The sequence below is a fragment of the Psychrobacter sp. KFRI-CH2-11 genome, from assembly GCF_038239325.1.
Lineage (GTDB): Bacteria > Pseudomonadota > Gammaproteobacteria > Pseudomonadales > Moraxellaceae > Psychrobacter > Psychrobacter celer.
In genome coordinates, this window is record NZ_CP151283.1 from 98,826 (window position 1) to 120,305 (window position 21,480).

General features: G+C 46.7%; 9 protein-coding genes, 4 tRNA genes and 6 rRNA genes. 16 read left to right on the forward strand and 3 right to left on the reverse strand.

Annotated features, from left to right (window positions below; translation table 11 throughout):
* Nucleotides 1-621 precede the first annotated feature (621 nt).
* The 12 genes from AADH33_RS00430 to AADH33_RS00485 all read left to right on the forward strand — a co-directional run bounded on the left by AADH33_RS00430 (nt 622) and on the right by AADH33_RS00485 (nt 13,621).
* Nucleotides 622-2,161: ribosomal RNA gene (locus AADH33_RS00430) — 16S ribosomal RNA — on the forward strand.
* Nucleotides 2,162-2,233: 72 nt separating this feature from the next.
* Nucleotides 2,234-2,310 (forward strand) — tRNA-Ile (locus tag AADH33_RS00435).
* A gap of 8 nt (nt 2,311-2,318) precedes the next feature.
* Nucleotides 2,319-2,394 (forward strand) — tRNA-Ala (locus AADH33_RS00440).
* Nucleotides 2,395-2,721: 327 nt separating this feature from the next.
* Nucleotides 2,722-5,578, forward strand: a 23S ribosomal RNA gene (locus tag AADH33_RS00445).
* Nucleotides 5,579-5,701: 123 nt separating this feature from the next.
* Nucleotides 5,702-5,816: ribosomal RNA gene (gene rrf / locus AADH33_RS00450) — 5S ribosomal RNA — on the forward strand.
* Nucleotides 5,817-6,785: 969 nt separating this feature from the next.
* A 16S ribosomal RNA gene (locus tag AADH33_RS00455) occupies nt 6,786-8,325 on the forward strand.
* Between the two features lie 72 nt (nt 8,326-8,397).
* Nucleotides 8,398-8,474 (forward strand) — tRNA-Ile (locus tag AADH33_RS00460).
* An 8-nt stretch (nt 8,475-8,482) separates the two neighbouring features.
* Nucleotides 8,483-8,558, forward strand: a tRNA-Ala gene (locus AADH33_RS00465).
* 327 nt (nt 8,559-8,885) lie between these two features.
* Nucleotides 8,886-11,742, forward strand: a 23S ribosomal RNA gene (locus AADH33_RS00470).
* Nucleotides 11,743-11,863: 121 nt separating this feature from the next.
* Nucleotides 11,864-11,978, forward strand: a 5S ribosomal RNA gene (rrf, locus tag AADH33_RS00475).
* Together the 16S, 23S and 5S rRNA genes with 4 tRNA genes alongside form the textbook arrangement of a ribosomal RNA operon.
* Before the next feature lie 129 nt (nt 11,979-12,107).
* Nucleotides 12,108-12,677 (forward strand): HNH endonuclease, encoded by a 570-nt coding sequence (locus AADH33_RS00480; protein ID WP_201559438.1) that lies wholly within the window; start codon nt 12,108-12,110, stop codon nt 12,675-12,677.
* A 23-nt stretch (nt 12,678-12,700) separates the two neighbouring features.
* Complete coding sequence (locus AADH33_RS00485; protein ID WP_348549202.1) at nt 12,701-13,621, forward strand: AbiTii domain-containing protein; 921 nt, start codon at nt 12,701-12,703, stop codon at nt 13,619-13,621.
* Between the two features lie 69 nt (nt 13,622-13,690).
* Here the strand turns inward: AADH33_RS00485 and AADH33_RS00490 are convergent, their stop codons facing one another.
* Nucleotides 13,691-14,584, reverse strand: a complete 894-nt coding sequence (locus AADH33_RS00490) for a pirin family protein (protein WP_348549203.1) — start codon at nt 14,582-14,584, stop codon at nt 13,691-13,693.
* Between the two features lie 132 nt (nt 14,585-14,716).
* Nucleotides 14,717-14,977, reverse strand: coding sequence for a DUF1289 domain-containing protein (locus AADH33_RS00495; RefSeq protein WP_348549204.1), 261 nt, complete (start codon nt 14,975-14,977; stop codon nt 14,717-14,719).
* Nucleotides 14,978-15,166: 189 nt separating this feature from the next.
* Between AADH33_RS00495 and AADH33_RS00500 the strand changes: the two genes are divergently transcribed.
* The 3 genes from AADH33_RS00500 (at nt 15,167) to AADH33_RS00510 (ending at nt 18,654) form a co-directional block, all read left to right on the forward strand.
* Nucleotides 15,167-15,832 (forward strand): YqiA/YcfP family alpha/beta fold hydrolase, encoded by a 666-nt coding sequence (locus AADH33_RS00500; RefSeq protein WP_348549205.1) that lies wholly within the window; start codon nt 15,167-15,169, stop codon nt 15,830-15,832.
* 110 nt (nt 15,833-15,942) lie between these two features.
* The gene (gene parE, locus AADH33_RS00505) at nt 15,943-17,829 is read left to right on the forward strand and encodes a DNA topoisomerase IV subunit B (RefSeq protein ID WP_348549206.1); all 1,887 of its coding nucleotides are present in this window, start codon (nt 15,943-15,945) and stop codon (nt 17,827-17,829) included.
* Between the two features lie 129 nt (nt 17,830-17,958).
* Entirely contained in the window at nt 17,959-18,654 is a 696-nt protein-coding gene (locus AADH33_RS00510; protein WP_348549207.1) for a lysophospholipid acyltransferase family protein, read from the forward strand.
* 171 nt (nt 18,655-18,825) lie between these two features.
* Here the strand turns inward: AADH33_RS00510 and AADH33_RS00515 are convergent, their stop codons facing one another.
* Nucleotides 18,826-19,608 carry an SDR family NAD(P)-dependent oxidoreductase gene (locus tag AADH33_RS00515; protein ID WP_075102459.1) on the reverse strand — a complete coding sequence of 261 codons (783 nt, stop codon included), beginning with the start codon at nt 19,606-19,608 and terminating at the stop codon, nt 18,826-18,828.
* A 297-nt stretch (nt 19,609-19,905) separates the two neighbouring features.
* Here AADH33_RS00515 and AADH33_RS00520 point away from each other — a divergent pair, with 297 nt between their 5' ends.
* Nucleotides 19,906-21,375 (forward strand): hypothetical protein, encoded by a 1,470-nt coding sequence (locus AADH33_RS00520; RefSeq protein ID WP_348549208.1) that lies wholly within the window; start codon nt 19,906-19,908, stop codon nt 21,373-21,375.
* Nucleotides 21,376-21,480 lie beyond the last annotated feature (105 nt).

Here is a 21,480-nt window from a genome sequence, read left to right on the forward strand (position 1 = left end):
TTTTGCTACCTCTATATAACTAATGAAGTGATGATGGTTTAAGTCGCAGCGCCGCCCTAAAAAGTTTTTTCGTTAACATATTGAAAACACTAGTCTATTTTATATTTATCGAAATTAATTAAAAAACTTATCAAAAAGCAGTTGACACCCGTCAGAAACTCTCTATAATACGCACCTCATCAGGACGAGCTAAGCATTACTAGGGTAAATTACATAGTAACAACGCAGCGAACCTTGAGAAACAAATTAGATAAAAAAGCTTGACAAACCAAATCGTTATGATATGATAGTCGGCTCGCTAGATAGGATAAACCACTAAGGTTTAGCGCTATTTAGCCTTACTTACTATAAGTAAGCGAAATATCTTACTACTGGACGACAGTATAAGACACTATTTAAAAGCACAACTAAAGAACAACTTGTGTGGATTTTTGCTGATTTAGAATGCTAAAAAATAAAGTTGGTTTTACTCTCATTTCGGGAGTCAGTCTAACTATAAAAATTATCATTTACTCAGCAGAAAAACTCAAAGTTAATTCATTACGAACATAATTTTAAGCGATTTGCTAGAATAAATGAGCCAAGTTTAGAAGCTTCTTTAAAGAGCTTCATAGCAAGATTAAACTGAAGAGTTTGATCATGGCTCAGATTGAACGCTGGCGGCAGGCTTAACACATGCAAGTCGAGCGGAAACGATACCAGCTTGCTGGTAGGCGTCGAGCGGCGGACGGGTGAGTAACACTTAGGAATCTACCTAGTAGTGGGGGATAGCTCGGGGAAACTCGAATTAATACCGCATACGACCTACGGGAGAAAGGGGGCAGTTTACTGCTCTCGCTATTAGATGAGCCTAAGTCGGATTAGCTAGATGGTGGGGTAAAGGCCTACCATGGCGACGATCTGTAGCTGGTCTGAGAGGATGATCAGCCACACCGGGACTGAGACACGGCCCGGACTCCTACGGGAGGCAGCAGTGGGGAATATTGGACAATGGGGGCAACCCTGATCCAGCCATGCCGCGTGTGTGAAGAAGGCCTTTTGGTTGTAAAGCACTTTAAGCAGTGAAGAAGACCATATGGCTAATACCCATATGCGATGACATTAGCTGCAGAATAAGCACCGGCTAACTCTGTGCCAGCAGCCGCGGTAATACAGAGGGTGCAAGCGTTAATCGGAATTACTGGGCGTAAAGCGAGCGTAGGTGGCTTGATAAGTCAGATGTGAAATCCCCGGGCTTAACCTGGGAACTGCATCTGATACTGTTAAGCTAGAGTAGGTGAGAGGGAAGTAGAATTCCAGGTGTAGCGGTGAAATGCGTAGAGATCTGGAGGAATACCGATGGCGAAGGCAGCTTCCTGGCATCATACTGACACTGAGGCTCGAAAGCGTGGGTAGCAAACAGGATTAGATACCCTGGTAGTCCACGCCGTAAACGATGTCTACTAGTCGTTGGGTCCCTTGAGGACTTAGTGACGCAGCTAACGCAATAAGTAGACCGCCTGGGGAGTACGGCCGCAAGGTTAAAACTCAAATGAATTGACGGGGGCCCGCACAAGCGGTGGAGCATGTGGTTTAATTCGATGCAACGCGAAGAACCTTACCTGGTCTTGACATATCTAGAATCCTGCAGAGATGCGGGAGTGCCTTCGGGAATTAGAATACAGGTGCTGCATGGCTGTCGTCAGCTCGTGTCGTGAGATGTTGGGTTAAGTCCCGCAACGAGCGCAACCCTTGTCCTTAGTTACCAGCGGGTTAAGCCGGGAACTCTAAGGATACTGCCAGTGACAAACTGGAGGAAGGCGGGGACGACGTCAAGTCATCATGGCCCTTACGACCAGGGCTACACACGTGCTACAATGGTAGGTACAGAGGGCAGCTACACAGCGATGTGATGCGAATCTCAAAAAGCCTATCGTAGTCCAGATTGGAGTCTGCAACTCGACTCCATGAAGTAGGAATCGCTAGTAATCGCGGATCAGAATGCCGCGGTGAATACGTTCCCGGGCCTTGTACACACCGCCCGTCACACCATGGGAGTTGATTGCACCAGAAGTGGTTAGCCGAACCTTTTAGGACGGCGATCACCACGGTGTGGTTGATGACTGGGGTGAAGTCGTAACAAGGTAGCCGTAGGGGAACCTGCGGCTGGATCACCTCCTTATAGACGCATTCGGTCAGCAAGAATTCACAACAAGTTGTTCTTTAGTTTAAGCTTACGTTTTAGGACGTACTAGGGTCTGTAGCTCAGCTGGTTAGAGCACCGTGTTGATAACGCGGGGGTCGGTGGTTCAAGTCCACCTAGACCCACCATTATACATGGGGCCATAGCTCAGTTGGTAGAGCGCCTGCCTTGCACGCAGGAGGTCAACGGTTCGACTCCGTTTGGCTCCACCACTACAAACCTCGGTAGCTTAGAGTGCAAATAAATACAATAGGTATTAAATAGAAACAAGTGATTTATCTTGTATAAAGACACGATTACTTCTTTCTGTTTTATACGGAAATCTATGACTTGACGAGAGCATAGAGACTATTTAAAAACATAGATATGAGTCTGGGTTAGCAATAACATTTCACGTGTTATTGCTAACCTGAAGGCTAGCCTTTTAACGACATTGTTTGTTATCCCAAGGGCTAGTCTTCAAAGTAAAGAGAACTGAATCAAGCGTAAACATAGGTGATATCGTTATAATTGCTGACAAAGACCCTTTGGGGTTGTATGGTCAAGTAATTAAGCGCACATGGTGGATGCCTTGGCAGTCAGAGGCGATGAAAGACGTGACAGCCTGCGATAAGCTTCGGGGAGGCGGCAATATCCTGTGATCCGGAGATTTCTGAATGGGGAAACCCACTTACCATAAGGTAAGTATCTTGTACTTGTACAAGAAGCGAACGAGGGGAAGTGAAACATCTCAGTACCCTTAGGAATAGACATCAATTGAGATTCCCCTAGTAGCGGCGAGCGAACGGGGAGAAGCCGATTAATGCTAATGTAGAAGAACAGCGTGGGAAAGCTGACCATAGTAGGTGATAGTCCTGTATTCGAAACATTAGCGTTAACATATTAAGTAGAGCGGGGCACGAGAAATCCTGTTTGAAGATGGGGGGACCATCCTCCAAGGCTAAATACTCCTGACTGACCGATAGTGAACCAGTACCGTGAGGGAAAGGCGAAAAGAACCCCTGTGAGGGGAGTGAAATAGAACCTGAAACCGTGTGCGTACAAGCAGTGGGAGCCCACTTGTTGGGTGACCGCGTACCTTTTGTATAATGGGTCAGCGACTTATATTCTGTAGCAAGGTTAACCGTTTAGGGGAGCCGTAGGGAAACCGAGTCTTAATAGGGCGTCTAGTTGCAGGGTATAGACCCGAAACCGAGTGATCTATCCATGAGCAGGTTGAAAGTGCCGTAACAGGCACCGGAGGACCGAACCCACTGTCGTTGAAAAGCCAGGGGATGACTTGTGGATAGGGGTGAAAGGCTAATCAAACTCGGTGATAGCTGGTTCTCCCCGAAAGCTATTTAGGTAGCGCCTCGGACGAACACCATTGGGGGTAGAGCACTGTTTCGGCTAGGGGGTCATACCGACTTACCAAACCGATGCAAACTCCGAATACCGATGAGTGATATCCGGGAGACACACGGTGGGTGCTAACGTCCATCGTGGAGAGGGAAACAACCCAGACCGCCAGCTAAGGCCCCAAATTCCTAGTTAAGTGGGAAACGAGGTGGGAAGGCATAGACAGCTAGGAGGTTGGCTTAGAAGCAGCCATCCTTTAAAGAAAGCGTAATAGCTCACTAGTCGAGTCGGCCCGCGCGGAAGATGTAACGGGGCTCAAACTAGGAGCCGAAGCTGCGGATTTGAATTTGTTTTCAAGTGGTAGGGGAGCGTTGTGTAAGCCTGTGAAGGTGTGTTGTAAAGCATGCTGGAGGTATCACAAGAGCGAATGCTGACGTGAGTAACGATAATGCGAGTGAAAAGCTCGCACGCCGGAAGATCAAGGGTTCCAGTCCAACGTTAATCGGGGCTGGGTGAGTCGACCCCTAAGGCGAGGCCGAAAGGCGTAGTCGATGGGAAATCGGTTAATATTCCGATACTTGTTTATGATGCGATGGAGGGACGGAGAAGGTTATGCCAGCTCAGCGATGGTTGTCTGAGTGGAAGGATGTAGGTTTATAGCTTAGGTAAATCCGGGCTATTTTATACCGAGATCTGATAGCAAGTCCTACTTGTAGGACGAAGTGGCAAATACCATGCTTCCAGGAAAAGCTTCTAAGCGATAGTCATAAACGAATCGTACCCTAAACCGACACAGGTGATCAGGTAGAGAATACCAAGGCGCTTGAGAGAACTCTGCTGAAGGAACTAGGCAAAATGGTACCGTAACTTCGGGAGAAGGTACGCTGCTGATGGTGAAGGACTTGCTCCGTAAGCTATTGGCAGTCGCAGATACCAGGCTGCTGCAACTGTTTATTAAAAACACAGCACTCTGCAAACACGAAAGTGGACGTATAGGGTGTGATGTCTGCCCGGTGCTGGAAGGTTAATTGATGGGCTTAGCGTATGCGAAGGTCTTGATCGAAGCCCCAGTAAACGGCGGCCGTAACTATAACGGTCCTAAGGTAGCGAAATTCCTTGTCGGGTAAGTTCCGACCTGCACGAATGACATAATGATGGCAGCGCTGTCTCCAGCAGAGACTCAGTGAAATCGAAATCGCAGTGAAGATGCTGTGTACCCGCGGCTAGACGGAAAGACCCCGTGAACCTTTACTACAGCTTTACATTGAACTTTGACCTGACTTGTGCAGGATAGGTGGGAGGCTTTGAAACCGAGACGCTAGTCTTGGTGGAGCCAATCTTGAAATACCACCCTGGTCATGTTGGGGTTCTAACTCAGGTATAACAATACCGAGGACAATGTATGGTGGGTAGTTTGACTGGGGCGGTCTCCTCCTAAAGAGTAACGGAGGAGTACGAAGGTGCGCTCAGAACGGTCGGAAATCGTTCATAGAGTATAAAGGCAAAAGCGCGCTTAACTGCGAGACCCACAAGTCGAGCAGGTACGAAAGTAGGTCTTAGTGATCCGGTGGTTCTGTATGGAAGGGCCATCGCTCAACGGATAAAAGGTACTCTGGGGATAACAGGCTGATACCGCCCAAGAGTTCATATCGACGGCGGTGTTTGGCACCTCGATGTCGGCTCATCTCATCCTAGGGCTGAAGCAGGTCCTAAGGGTATGGCTGTTCGCCATTTAAAGAGGTACGCGAGCTGGGTTTAGAACGTCGTGAGACAGTTCGGTCCCTATCTACCGTGGGCGTTGGAAATTTGAGAGGATCTGCTCCTAGTACGAGAGGACCAGAGTGGACGAACCGCTGGTGTTCGGGTTGTCATGCCAATGGCATTGCCCGGTAGCTACGTTCGGATGGGATAACCGCTGAAAGCATCTAAGCGGGAAGCCCACCTCAAGATTAGATTTCCCTAAAGAGCCGTTCAAGACTAGGACGTTGATAGGCAGGGTGTGGAAGCGCAGCGATGTGTGGAGCTAACCTGTACTAATTGCTCGTTTGGCTTGACCATACAACACCCAAGTGGTTTGTATCAAGCATTATATCGATATCACCTTTATCCTTGATTCAGTTAGGATAAGTGATACTTAAATCATTAAGTAAAACAAACACAGACTCATATCTAACCCCCTTTGCTGACGACAATAGCACGATGGCACCACCTGATCCCTTCCCGAACTCAGAAGTGAAACATCGTTGCGCCAATGGTAGTGTGGCTCCGGCCATGTGAGAGTAGGTCATCGTCAGCTCCCTATACCCTAAAAGCCCCCTTCTACGTGAGTAGAAGGGGGCTTTTTTATCTGATGGGTTAAAGCTTATTTTTATCTTTCATATCTCTCAGCGATCGTAAATAGTCTTTAAATTGGATCCCAATTGCTTTGAAAATAATCGTCTTCTAAACTACTACCTTATAGACAAGCTTTTATTATTGAGAGAGCCCGATGCCCAGGCGATGGGAATATTAATGTTTGCAAGCTTCGTTTACCGAGTATATAGAGTATGGCTGCAGTTGTGGTTTTAAAGGCTCAGTATATTTTGATTTTTTAACGTATATATTTCAATGAGTTATGATTTATTTCAAATAAAAGATTAAACATCCCTTGACCCCCACCCAAATACGCGTATAATGCCACCCAGTCGAAAGGGAAGGCCGATTAAAGAATGACTCATTTAAACAATGAGCCACCATTCTAAAATCTGAGTCTAACCAACTGGTTTAAAATAAACCAAATTAGTTCTTGACTTACCAAATAAAGCGTCTATAATACGCACCTCATCAGGACGAGCTAAGCATTACTAGGGTAAATTACATAGTAACAACGCAGCGAACCTTGAGAAACAAATTAGATAAAAAAGCTTGACAAACCAAATCGTTATGATATGATAGTCGGCTCGCTAGATAGGATAAACCACTAAGGTTTAGCGCTATTTAGCCTTACTTACTATAAGTAAGCGAAATATCTTACTACTGGACGACAGTATAAGACACTATTTAAAAGCACAACTAAAGAACAACTTGTGTGGATTTTTGCTGATTTAGAATGCTAAAAAATAAAGTTGGTTTTACTCTCATTTCGGGAGTCAGTCTAACTATAAAAATTATCATTTACTCAGCAGAAAAACTCAAAGTTAATTCATTACGAACATAATTTTAAGCGATTTGCTAGAATAAATGAGCCAAGTTTAGAAGCTTCTTTAAAGAGCTTCATAGCAAGATTAAACTGAAGAGTTTGATCATGGCTCAGATTGAACGCTGGCGGCAGGCTTAACACATGCAAGTCGAGCGGAAACGATACCAGCTTGCTGGTAGGCGTCGAGCGGCGGACGGGTGAGTAACACTTAGGAATCTACCTAGTAGTGGGGGATAGCTCGGGGAAACTCGAATTAATACCGCATACGACCTACGGGAGAAAGGGGGCAGTTTACTGCTCTCGCTATTAGATGAGCCTAAGTCGGATTAGCTAGATGGTGGGGTAAAGGCCTACCATGGCGACGATCTGTAGCTGGTCTGAGAGGATGATCAGCCACACCGGGACTGAGACACGGCCCGGACTCCTACGGGAGGCAGCAGTGGGGAATATTGGACAATGGGGGCAACCCTGATCCAGCCATGCCGCGTGTGTGAAGAAGGCCTTTTGGTTGTAAAGCACTTTAAGCAGTGAAGAAGACCATATGGCTAATACCCATATGCGATGACATTAGCTGCAGAATAAGCACCGGCTAACTCTGTGCCAGCAGCCGCGGTAATACAGAGGGTGCAAGCGTTAATCGGAATTACTGGGCGTAAAGCGAGCGTAGGTGGCTTGATAAGTCAGATGTGAAATCCCCGGGCTTAACCTGGGAACTGCATCTGATACTGTTAAGCTAGAGTAGGTGAGAGGGAAGTAGAATTCCAGGTGTAGCGGTGAAATGCGTAGAGATCTGGAGGAATACCGATGGCGAAGGCAGCTTCCTGGCATCATACTGACACTGAGGCTCGAAAGCGTGGGTAGCAAACAGGATTAGATACCCTGGTAGTCCACGCCGTAAACGATGTCTACTAGTCGTTGGGTCCCTTGAGGACTTAGTGACGCAGCTAACGCAATAAGTAGACCGCCTGGGGAGTACGGCCGCAAGGTTAAAACTCAAATGAATTGACGGGGGCCCGCACAAGCGGTGGAGCATGTGGTTTAATTCGATGCAACGCGAAGAACCTTACCTGGTCTTGACATATCTAGAATCCTGCAGAGATGCGGGAGTGCCTTCGGGAATTAGAATACAGGTGCTGCATGGCTGTCGTCAGCTCGTGTCGTGAGATGTTGGGTTAAGTCCCGCAACGAGCGCAACCCTTGTCCTTAGTTACCAGCGGGTTAAGCCGGGAACTCTAAGGATACTGCCAGTGACAAACTGGAGGAAGGCGGGGACGACGTCAAGTCATCATGGCCCTTACGACCAGGGCTACACACGTGCTACAATGGTAGGTACAGAGGGCAGCTACACAGCGATGTGATGCGAATCTCAAAAAGCCTATCGTAGTCCAGATTGGAGTCTGCAACTCGACTCCATGAAGTAGGAATCGCTAGTAATCGCGGATCAGAATGCCGCGGTGAATACGTTCCCGGGCCTTGTACACACCGCCCGTCACACCATGGGAGTTGATTGCACCAGAAGTGGTTAGCCGAACCTTTTAGGACGGCGATCACCACGGTGTGGTTGATGACTGGGGTGAAGTCGTAACAAGGTAGCCGTAGGGGAACCTGCGGCTGGATCACCTCCTTATAGACGCATTCGGTCAGCAAGAATTCACAACAAGTTGTTCTTTAGTTTAAGCTTACGTTTTAGGACGTACTAGGGTCTGTAGCTCAGCTGGTTAGAGCACCGTGTTGATAACGCGGGGGTCGGTGGTTCAAGTCCACCTAGACCCACCATTATACATGGGGCCATAGCTCAGTTGGTAGAGCGCCTGCCTTGCACGCAGGAGGTCAACGGTTCGACTCCGTTTGGCTCCACCACTACAAACCTCGGTAGCTTAGAGTGCAAATAAATACAATAGGTATTAAATAGAAACAAGTGATTTATCTTGTATAAAGACACGATTACTTCTTTCTGTTTTATACGGAAATCTATGACTTGACGAGAGCATAGAGACTATTTAAAAACATAGATATGAGTCTGGGTTAGCAATAACATTTCACGTGTTATTGCTAACCTGAAGGCTAGCCTTTTAACGACATTGTTTGTTATCCCAAGGGCTAGTCTTCAAAGTAAAGAGAACTGAATCAAGCGTAAACATAGGTGATATCGTTATAATTGCTGACAAAGACCCTTTGGGGTTGTATGGTCAAGTAATTAAGCGCACATGGTGGATGCCTTGGCAGTCAGAGGCGATGAAAGACGTGACAGCCTGCGATAAGCTTCGGGGAGGCGGCAATATCCTGTGATCCGGAGATTTCTGAATGGGGAAACCCACTTACCATAAGGTAAGTATCTTGTACTTGTACAAGAAGCGAACGAGGGGAAGTGAAACATCTCAGTACCCTTAGGAATAGACATCAATTGAGATTCCCCTAGTAGCGGCGAGCGAACGGGGAGAAGCCGATTAATGCTAATGTAGAAGAACAGCGTGGGAAAGCTGACCATAGTAGGTGATAGTCCTGTATTCGAAACATTAGCGTTAACATATTAAGTAGAGCGGGGCACGAGAAATCCTGTTTGAAGATGGGGGGACCATCCTCCAAGGCTAAATACTCCTGACTGACCGATAGTGAACCAGTACCGTGAGGGAAAGGCGAAAAGAACCCCTGTGAGGGGAGTGAAATAGAACCTGAAACCGTGTGCGTACAAGCAGTGGGAGCCCACTTGTTGGGTGACCGCGTACCTTTTGTATAATGGGTCAGCGACTTATATTCTGTAGCAAGGTTAACCGTTTAGGGGAGCCGTAGGGAAACCGAGTCTTAATAGGGCGTCTAGTTGCAGGGTATAGACCCGAAACCGAGTGATCTATCCATGAGCAGGTTGAAAGTGCCGTAACAGGCACCGGAGGACCGAACCCACTGTCGTTGAAAAGCCAGGGGATGACTTGTGGATAGGGGTGAAAGGCTAATCAAACTCGGTGATAGCTGGTTCTCCCCGAAAGCTATTTAGGTAGCGCCTCGGACGAACACCATTGGGGGTAGAGCACTGTTTCGGCTAGGGGGTCATACCGACTTACCAAACCGATGCAAACTCCGAATACCGATGAGTGATATCCGGGAGACACACGGTGGGTGCTAACGTCCATCGTGGAGAGGGAAACAACCCAGACCGCCAGCTAAGGCCCCAAATTCCTAGTTAAGTGGGAAACGAGGTGGGAAGGCATAGACAGCTAGGAGGTTGGCTTAGAAGCAGCCATCCTTTAAAGAAAGCGTAATAGCTCACTAGTCGAGTCGGCCCGCGCGGAAGATGTAACGGGGCTCAAACTAGGAGCCGAAGCTGCGGATTTGAATTTGTTTTCAAGTGGTAGGGGAGCGTTGTGTAAGCCTGTGAAGGTGTGTTGTAAAGCATGCTGGAGGTATCACAAGAGCGAATGCTGACGTGAGTAACGATAATGCGAGTGAAAAGCTCGCACGCCGGAAGATCAAGGGTTCCAGTCCAACGTTAATCGGGGCTGGGTGAGTCGACCCCTAAGGCGAGGCCGAAAGGCGTAGTCGATGGGAAATCGGTTAATATTCCGATACTTGTTTATGATGCGATGGAGGGACGGAGAAGGTTATGCCAGCTCAGCGATGGTTGTCTGAGTGGAAGGATGTAGGTTTATAGCTTAGGTAAATCCGGGCTATTTTATACCGAGATCTGATAGCAAGTCCTACTTGTAGGACGAAGTGGCAAATACCATGCTTCCAGGAAAAGCTTCTAAGCGATAGTCATAAACGAATCGTACCCTAAACCGACACAGGTGATCAGGTAGAGAATACCAAGGCGCTTGAGAGAACTCTGCTGAAGGAACTAGGCAAAATGGTACCGTAACTTCGGGAGAAGGTACGCTGCTGATGGTGAAGGACTTGCTCCGTAAGCTATTGGCAGTCGCAGATACCAGGCTGCTGCAACTGTTTATTAAAAACACAGCACTCTGCAAACACGAAAGTGGACGTATAGGGTGTGATGTCTGCCCGGTGCTGGAAGGTTAATTGATGGGCTTAGCGTATGCGAAGGTCTTGATCGAAGCCCCAGTAAACGGCGGCCGTAACTATAACGGTCCTAAGGTAGCGAAATTCCTTGTCGGGTAAGTTCCGACCTGCACGAATGACATAATGATGGCAGCGCTGTCTCCAGCAGAGACTCAGTGAAATCGAAATCGCAGTGAAGATGCTGTGTACCCGCGGCTAGACGGAAAGACCCCGTGAACCTTTACTACAGCTTTACATTGAACTTTGACCTGACTTGTGCAGGATAGGTGGGAGGCTTTGAAACCGAGACGCTAGTCTTGGTGGAGCCAATCTTGAAATACCACCCTGGTCATGTTGGGGTTCTAACTCAGGTATAACAATACCGAGGACAATGTATGGTGGGTAGTTTGACTGGGGCGGTCTCCTCCTAAAGAGTAACGGAGGAGTACGAAGGTGCGCTCAGAACGGTCGGAAATCGTTCATAGAGTATAAAGGCAAAAGCGCGCTTAACTGCGAGACCCACAAGTCGAGCAGGTACGAAAGTAGGTCTTAGTGATCCGGTGGTTCTGTATGGAAGGGCCATCGCTCAACGGATAAAAGGTACTCTGGGGATAACAGGCTGATACCGCCCAAGAGTTCATATCGACGGCGGTGTTTGGCACCTCGATGTCGGCTCATCTCATCCTAGGGCTGAAGCAGGTCCTAAGGGTATGGCTGTTCGCCATTTAAAGAGGTACGCGAGCTGGGTTTAGAACGTCGTGAGACAGTTCGGTCCCTATCTACCGTGGGCGTTGGAAATTTGAGAGGATCTGCTCCTAGTACGAGAGGACCAGAGTGGACGAACCGCTGGTGTTCGGGTTGTCATGCCAATGGCATTGCCCGGTAGCTACGTTCGGATGGGATAACCGCTGAAAGCATCTAAGCGGGAAGCCCACCTCAAGATTAGATTTCCCTAAAGAGCCGTTCAAGACTAGGACGTTGATAGGCAGGGTGTGGAAGCGCAGCGATGTGTGGAGCTAACCTGTACTAATTGCTCGTTTGGCTTGACCATACAACACCCAAGTGGTTTGTATCAAGCATTATATCGATATCACCTTTATCCTTGATTCAGTTAGGATAAGTGATACTTAGTCAAATAAGTAAAACACACAGACTCATATCTAACCCCCTTTGCTGACGACAATAGCACGATGGCACCACCTGATCCCTTCCCGAACTCAGAAGTGAAACATCGTTGCGCCAATGGTAGTGTGGCTCCGGCCATGTGAGAGTAGGTCATCGTCAGCTCTCTATTCCTAAAGCCCCCTTTGCATAAGCAGAGGGGGTTTTCTTTTGTGTGCGGTTTTTATATTTTTCTTGTTCATTAATTACATTAGTGCTAACTTTATAACTCAATAAATTTTTTAGTAAAAAGTTATGGAATATTTATTACTCTTTAAAATGCCAAAACCGATGAAAATCACAGGAAGATCATCTAGTATTACTAACGCATTCATTAATTCGATTATCCCAGTTGTGTTACCTACCAATGAACAAGTGAAAGAAGCTTTAAATATTCTTGGAATGGATTGTGATAAATTTGAATGTTCTTACTGTGGTTCTTCTGCTTCAGAATGGGACCATCTGAGACCACTTGTCGTAAATAAGAAGCCTACTGGTTATATATCAGAAATACATAATCTTGTACCAGCATGCGGTAAGTGTAATCAGTCAAAGGGCAATAAACTTTGGAGCTCTTGGATGGTTAGCGAAGCAAAATTATCACCTAGGTCTAGGGGTATTAAAGACCTAGAACAGCGAATGGAAAGATTAGCCATTTATGAACAGTGGCTAGAACCAACATTAGTAGATTTTGAGGCTATTGTAGGTAAAGAAAAGTGGGTACAACATTGGAAAAATTGGCAACTCGTGCAGGATACTATGAAAGAAGCTCAGGTCTTAGCTACAGAGATTAATCAATTAATAGCTAGGTCGTATGAAAAATAAATTAATAATAAAAAGAAAAGTTAATGAAGCTAGTAGATGAGATTATTGAAATATTAAGCTCTGATAATTGCATTCTAACTAATGCTTTGATCAAAACGAAGGTCCTTCTTCATAAGATGGGGCACAAAGAGTTAGTAATATGGGTAAATAAAGAATTGAATGGGTATAGTCAAGATGATGAGTTACCTGATTACCGTATTATTCCAGCCCAAGTACGTGTTTCAGCAACAAATGGAGCTTATCAAGTAAATTCACATCCTATTCCTATGAAACATTTAGATGATGAGTTCAAACATTCATTAGAAGAAGCTAAAATAGCTTATTCATTAGCTATAATAGAGAAAATGGTGACCGACAGTGATGATGTCATGCTTCATAGACCATTACCAATGGAGTTCAATGGGTTGCTTGGTGAAGGTCTGGCTAATTCATTTATAATTCAAAGAGCATGGTCTGAAATACCAATAGCTAGTGTTTCAAATATTTTAATGCAGGTAAGATCACGTTTATTAGACTTCGTTCTTGAGTTGAATTCCGAGTTTTCTGAAATAGAATCCGACAAGGAACTACGGGAGGCAGTTGGAGGTTTTGACGCTTCAAACCTTTTTAACAATGCTATATTTGGGGACAATGTAACAATATTATTAGGCTCAGAAAATACTCAAAAAGTAACAAACAGCATCATAAAAAATGATTTTGAGACTTTATCAAAAGTTCTACAGAAAAATGGAGTTGATAGAGACGATATCAATTTGCTTAAAGATGCCATTGATAAGGATCAGAGTTTTTCTGTAGTTGAAAAAGATAAATTTGGTCCTTCAGTAAAATCTTGGATGGAATCAATGTTGTCTAAAGCAATTAGTACAAGTTGGCAAATTGAGTTGGGTGTAGCTGGGAGTTTGCTTGCTACAGCTTTGAACTATTATTATGGTTTGATCCCATAAAAAAGCCCGCATTAACAACTAATACGGGCTTTCACATCCAGTAAAGTATCTAATAAACTAGCCTAACTATTAAGCCCCTTCACCAAATTTGCCACTTTGGAAATCAGTGACGGCTTGCATGATTTCTTGCTGACTGTTCATGACAAAGGGACCGTATTGCACAATCGGCTCGCGTAATGGGCGTCCAGTAATCAAAATCACTTTGGTATCCTCACTACTATCAGCAGTAATGGTAACGCCATCCGTATTGTCATCATTTTTCAAGATAGCCATGGTCTTAGTTGGTACTTCTCTACCTTCGATATCTACTTTACCGCGATAGACAAAGGCAAACGCATTATGATCGGCTGGAATGGCTTGGCTAAAGCTAGTCCCTGCGGGTAGATGAATATCCAAATACGTCGGCTCAGTAATGTCGCGGGTGACTGCACCTTCGACGCCATGCGATGTACCTGCAATGACCGTAACGTCTACGCCATCTTCTGTGGTGTATTTAGGCAAATCCTCACTTTGGAAGTCTTTATACCAAGGGTCATTCATTTTGTCTTTGGCAGGTAAATTAAGCCACAGCTGGAAGCCTTCCATCGCGCCGTCTTCTTGTTCCGGTAGCTCTGAATGAATAACACCACTCGCTGCCGTCATCCACTGCACGCCGCCGTTCTGTAATAGTCCTTCGTTACCCGCGCTATCACGATGACGCATACGGCCTGTAATCATATAAGTAATGGTTTCAAAGCCGCGATGCGGGTGATTGGGGAACCCTGCGACATAATCATCTGGATTGTCACTTTTGAAGTTATCTAGCATCAAGTACGGATCGAGGCGCTGTTGCAACTGCTGCGTCAGTACGCGAGTGAGTTTAACACCAGCGCCGTCTTGGGTATCGACCCCAGCAAAAAGCTGCTCGATTTGACGCGATTGGGTCACAGTATCTTTTTTGCTATTTATTAGGCTGTTATCCATTGTGCTCTCCTACATTTTTAACGGCTACTCGTATATATTTGAGGATATAGATATATATTTCAATAGCTATTATGTAGTTTTTCTATAATTATAAAAATCATTGTAAAATATTACTTAATTGTTTTGAGCTAATTAAAACAACTTTCCTGTCTCAGCCGCTTCATTAAAATCAAAGCCTAGCTGCTCGTTTTTGCGCTGGCGCATCTGCTCGATACGCTGTCTGCGCCCATTGACCAGTCGTAGTACTTCACGGCGCTGTTCTGCTGTCATATCATGCCATAGCTGACGCTCTGTACGACTACGCAGACAGCCAAAGCAATAGCCTTTTTTATTGCTTTGACAGACACCAATACAGGGATTGGCAATCTCGAACAGTTCAAACTGCTGACTCATGGCAGCTCCATTGCTATTGTCGTTAGTCCTTTTACTTATATCGTCGTATAGTCGATACTGTTATTATGGCGCAAATACTGAATAATAGTGTGCCGTTTTAGTGTTATTGTTTTGCTTGCGGCAGTGCTATGCTGGATTTTTATTATCGAGATAAAACCATCTTAACAAAACCAATAAGTGAGATGATACGTGAATATTATTTATATCCATGGCTTAGACAGTGATGCCAATTCTATAAAAGGCTCGCTATTAGAGGAGTATTGCCACCAGTATGATCCCGATATCAAGGTGTTACGCCCCGATCTAAATAAGACGCCAGATCAAGTGTTTGACCAGATGCTGTCGTTAATCGATAGTGTGGCGAGCAAAAACCCTTACGGTCAAGATACGGTCTTGGTCGGTAGCTCATTAGGCGGGTATTTTGCTACGTTGCTCAGTAACCATACCGGCTGTCCGGCGCTTTTATTAAACCCTAGTATACAGCCGCATCAGACACTGCAGCGATTTAAGTATAACGCTGAGACTAAGGATGACGGTGCGAAGGACGAGAATGCGAAGGGCGAGGCATCCGAGGTGCTATACAACACTTCAGGTGGTTGGCGCATCACGAATGCTGATTTGGAGTGGTTTGCGTGCCATCAGCTATCGAGCCTGAACTATCCTAAAAAAGTAGTCGCGCTAATCAAAGAGGGTGATGAGTTGCTCAATAGCAGTCTTTCTGCCAACTTCTATACGGAGCAAGGAGCAACGGTCGATATGCAAAAAGGCGGCGATCATCGCTTTAGTGATTTTAAAACACAATTGCCCAAAGTCATCGAGGTCATACAGCAATTGGTCAAAGGCCGCTTGATTTAAAGAGACGACATTATCTGACGTGAGCGACTGAGTATTGACCTTAATGGCGTTATTTTTCGTTATAATGGCTGTATAGAATTTATCGTATATAAACAGTTAAGGATGCATTTGTGAGTCAATATAATGCGCAATCGTTAGAAGTTTTAGAAGGGCTGGAGCCGGTACGCCGTCGCCCCGGGATGTATACTGACACCACTCGTCCCAACCATTTGGCCCAAGAAGTCATCGATAACTCCGTCGATGAAGCGCTGGCAGGGTATGCCAAAACCATCAAAGTACAGCTGCATAGCGACGGCTCGCTATCGGTCGAAGATGACGGCCGCGGTATGCCAACTGATATCCATCCTGAGTTTGGTCAGTCAGGTATTGAGCTGATTTTGACGCGTCTACACGCAGGCGGTAAGTTTTCGACCTCCAATTATGAGGTGTCGGGCGGGTTGCACGGTGTCGGTATCTCTGTGGTCAATGCGCTATCAACACGCGTTGAGGTGACAGTATGGCGTGATAGTACGCAGTTTGCGATGGCGTTTGAAAATGGCGCAGCGGTGACGCCATTGACTAAGTCTGTCAGCTCCAATAAACGCAAACGCGGTACTCGGGTGCAGTTTTGGGCCGATGGCAGTTTTTTTGATACGCCAAAATTCAATATTAAACAGCTCAAGCATAACCTAAAAGCCAAGGCGGTATTGGCCGCTGGTCTGACGATTGAGTTTGTCGATGATATCAATGACGAAAAAGTCGTCTGGCAGTTTACCGATGGGGTGGTTGAGTACCTCAGTGAGCAGCTAGATGGACTTGAGACCCTGCCACCTGAGCCATTTTATTATAGTCATGAGGCAAAAGACGGCGAGCGCGCGGGTATTACCTTTGCTTTATCGTGGCTGCCTGAGGGTGGTACGCCGATTCAAGAAAGCTATGTCAACTTGATTCCAACTGCGCAAGGCGGCACGCATGTCAATGGTCTACGTACTGGTATCTTAGAGGCGCTGCGCGAGTTTTGCGATATTCATAATCTACTGCCTCGCAATGTGAAGCTGACGGCAGAAGATGTGTGGGATGGGGTCAACTATATCTTGTCCCTTAAATTTTCAGAGCCGCAGTTTTCTGGTCAAACCAAAGAGCGTCTCTCAAGCCGTGAAGCTGCCGGTGCGGTGCAGACACTCGCAAAAGACGCCTTTAGCCTATGGCTCAATCAGCATGCCGATATGGGTACCCAAATCGCCGAGTTGGCTATTAATAAAGCTGGTCGACGGCTCAAGTCTGCCAAAAAGGTCGCCCGTAAAAAAATCTCCCAAGGGCCTGCGCTACCAGGTAAGCTTGCCGATTGTCGCGGCGATCTGCGTGATGGGGCAGAGCTGTTTTTGGTTGAAGGCGACTCTGCGGGCGGCAGTGCCAAGCAAGCACGCGATCGACATTATCAAGCGATATTGCCGCTGCGTGGTAAGATTTTGAACACGTGGGAAGTGTCATCAGATACGGTGCTGTCGAGCCAAGAGATTCATGACATCGCCATCGCTATCGGTGTCGATCCTGCCTCAGATGATCTCTCTGAGCTGCGTTATGACAAGATATGTATCCTCGCCGATGCCGACTCTGATGGCCTACATATTGCCACGCTTATCTGTGCACTGTTTGTCAAACACTTCCCAGCACTGGTGGATGCCGGGCATTTATTTGTCGCAATGCCGCCGCTGTATCGTGTCGATGTCGGTCGCGAGGTGCATTATGCGTTAGATGAGTCTGAGCTTGAGCATATTTTAGCGGGCGTACCGGGGAATAAAAAAGCGCAAATCACTCGCTTTAAGGGACTCGGTGAGATGAGCGCTGAGCAGCTACGTGAGACCACCATGAACCGTGATACGCGGCGTCTGGTGCAGCTGGATATGGATGACATGATACTGACCAATGGCGTGATGGATATGCTGCTGGCCAAAAAACGCGCCGCCGATCGCAAGTCTTGGTTAGAGAATAAAGGTAATTTAGCAGACATACCGTGATGTTTGTCATTTATCGCTCTCCCATGGGCAAGTGTCTGCCGAGCGCCTATGCAATAAAAGTATAAAAGATAATCTCGCCCGATAAGCTTAATGTTATGATATGGCTATCTTTAATTATATGGTGCCGTCATGACATCAACGTTATTTAATCGTGCTAAATTGGGCCGCTCTGAGTCTGCATCAGTCAAAGCATTACCAAAACTTAGCAAAAAACATCTGGGTGATTTGGTACCAAGACGGGGCAATAAGTTTGCGCCTGTCCTTGCCTCTGCCTTACTCAAAGCAGCTGGCTGGCGTACAGTCGGTGAGGTGCCCAATATCCCGCAAGCGGTGGTGTTGGCACTGCCGCATACTTCAAATGTCGATGGTATTTATGCCATTCCAAGCCTATTTGCGCTGGATCTTAAGATCAGCATTTTGGGCAAACATACTTTGTTTAAAGTGCCTGTCTTTGCCCAGTTGTTAGATTGGATAGGCGTGATTCCGATTGATCGGGGCAACAAAGGCTCGGTACTACAAGCGAGTATCGATAAGTTTAAAACCGGTCAACCGCTGTTTTTGGGTTTGGCACCAGAGGGCACGCGCCAGTACACCAAAGGCTGGAAGTCGGGATTTTATTACTTGGCAATGGGTGCGGGCGTGCCTATATTGCCAGTGGCGATGGATTATAAAACCAAAGAGATACGTTTTATGTCACCCATTTATCCGAGTGGCGATATCGACGCTGATTTGCCAAAAATTTATGCGCAGTACAAAGGGGTGGTGCCCAGACATCCTGAGCGTTTGTCGCAGCCTCTGCAAGACATCAATCGCGCGACAGATTAAGCGCTATGGGTTTTATGCGCCGCGTAGGCTTTGAGGTTTTATATAAAAAGCAGCCCTTGATATCTGATGATATCAAGGGCTGCTTTTTATGACAAAGACAAGAAGCGCTGGCTATTAGCGAGCGAGGTAACAGTAATTATGAGGTTTGATAGTGTTTGATTGATGGCTGGATCAAAACTGCGGCTGGCCGTTTGAGGCACTGACGCCGCCATCGACGGGTAAGTTGACCCCCGTGATCATCGCTGCGTCGTGACTGGCCAAAAAAGTAATGGCGGCGGCAATATCGTTTGGTGTCGCTAAGCGGCCGAGTGGACAGCGCGCCAAAAACTTATCGGTTTTATTGTCGTTGTTTTGAATGGCGCTGCTCATGTCAGTTTTGGTAACGCTGGGATTGACCGCATTGACCCGCACGCCATCTGGCCCATGGTCTAAGGCTAGCGTGCGGGTGAGGTTGGTCACTCCGGCTTTGGCAGCGTTATAAGCGGCCATGTTCCAGTCGCCGCCGACCCCTGAGAGCGAGGAGACATTGACGATGTTGCCCTTGGTCGCAATCAGATGCGGCATGGCGGCTTGCGAGACATAAAACGTACCATTTAGATTGACATCGATGGCAGCTCGCCAGTCTTCGGCTGACAAGTCAGTGATTTTCCCTTGCATGGCTTTGCCAGCGTTATTGACCAAAATATCAATCTGTTCAAACTTATCGACGGCGCGTTTGATCATCTCTTGTACTTGGCTTTGTATGCTGATATCACAAGTGATGGTCAGATAGTTATCGGTATGAATCCACGTACGGTCTTGTGGAAACTCTTTTGCAGTCTCTTCTAAGGTTTCAGCGGTACGACCGACCAAGACGACATTGGCACCTTCTTGGGCAAAACGAATAGCAGTCGCCCGGCCAATACCTGAGCCTGCGCCTGTGACGATGACGGTTTTTTCTTTAAAGCGTTTCATGGTATTCAATCCTTGTTATTATATGACAATCATGGGCGATGTGAGCCGAGTATCCTTGAGGTGTCAGATATGACAGATGCTGAGGGGATAAAAGACCATCAGCTGTATCGAGTCGCGTCTGGCTCATCTCGTCAAATCCCTAAACTATAGAAAGATGCACGTAAGCGCTGCTGTGCTGATATCATCATAACAACTCATTGCGGTGAAAGCGACTGTGTCTCATGACGCTTATGTCGTTTAATTTTTCATAATATTTAGGGCGTGTTGAACACGCCATAATCATAAAAGGTTGAAACGGTGGCTGATTTGACTGACCTAACCGAGGATCTGGCTTGCTACCTGCAGGGCGCAGCGGCAGGCGTAAGCGTTGGCGATATGCAAGCAGTGACGCGTCAATATAACGCCTACTATGACGCGCGGCAATCCTGCTATCAGCTGCCGCTTGGGCGGTTGCAACGGTTGGATCTGACACTGTATCTACCAAAGCATAGTAGCGCGAAGACTATTAAGTCGGCGCGAACGGCGACGCTAAAGGCGGTGCTGGCATGGTATAAGACTTCTTGCGTCGCGGATAGCAATGACAATCAACATAAGCATGATCGAAGCGATAACGGTCAAAGCGATGATCAAAGCGATACTCAAAATCATGACAAGAAAAGCCGCCGCGATGTATTGGTCTTTGATATCGTCTTTTTCGATGAGACAGAGATGAGCGCCGATATACCGACACTCTCACCGCAACAGCGCTTAGCAAATCGCCTGACGCATCATTTTGATACTGCTTATTTTATGGAAGATTTGGTCATCGATATGAGTGGTGAGCCGCGGCCGCTACAAATCTTCAGTCACGCTGACTGGCAGAAGCTGTCGTCAACGCTACAGACGCCTTGTGAGCTATGGCGGTTTTTGCGCCATCATTTACAGCAGCTCCAGCAGTCTCTTAGCGATCAGCACGCATATTTTGAGACGGTGGCAGATTTGGTCACTCAGTTTTTGTACAGTCCGTCTGTATTTACTCATGCCATCACCATCGACAATGCCCTTATAAAAGCGGGCGTGCAAGATGCGCCCAATGCGGCATTGATCGCCATGACGCTGGCGCACAAAAACCAAAGTGCGACAGCGCAGATGTATCAGCAGCATATGGCACAAGCTGCCATACTATGGTCACAGCTAAGCGGCCAGATGATAGCGATGTGCCGTGATGAGCGACTGAAAAATAGTGCCCAAATGTCCTCAGAGGTTGATTTTTTATATTGGCAGCAGCAGCTACTCGACGAGTCATTGTTTTCTCGTCATGAGCTGGTACGCACTTTATACCGACATCCAAAGCAACCAGACAACCTAAAAAGCGCCGGTTACGTGGTACATCAGCACTCGTATGAGAGTCTGGGTCGGCATTATGTGCTGATATTTTATGGCCAAAATCAGGAAGGGCAGCATAGCAAACAAGCTATTCAGCCAAACTTGGCAAAAATTGCTCAAGATGTGGCCACGCGCTTACCGATAGAAGCACTGCATCATGTCATTATCTTGGGGGTGGAGTTTATCGATGAAGGGCAAGAGACCTTTATGGATATTGATTTGTGGATCCAACCCGTTGCGACCATGACCCAGCGTGAGCGCCAACTCACCAAACAGATACAACAGCTGCAACAGCAAAAAATGCCAGTGGCAGGCACTTCTGGGGATAACGATCATCCAGCAGAAGCCCTGCCGCAAGTTCGCTTGAACCTCACCATTCCGGCGCGTAAAAGTAATAAATAGCACTATTGATAGCGCTTGGTGGGTATAAAACACACATTTATGCCCATAAAAAAAGACAGCTTAAGCTGTCTTTTTCTTTGGTTTAAGCGAGCATAAAACTGATGA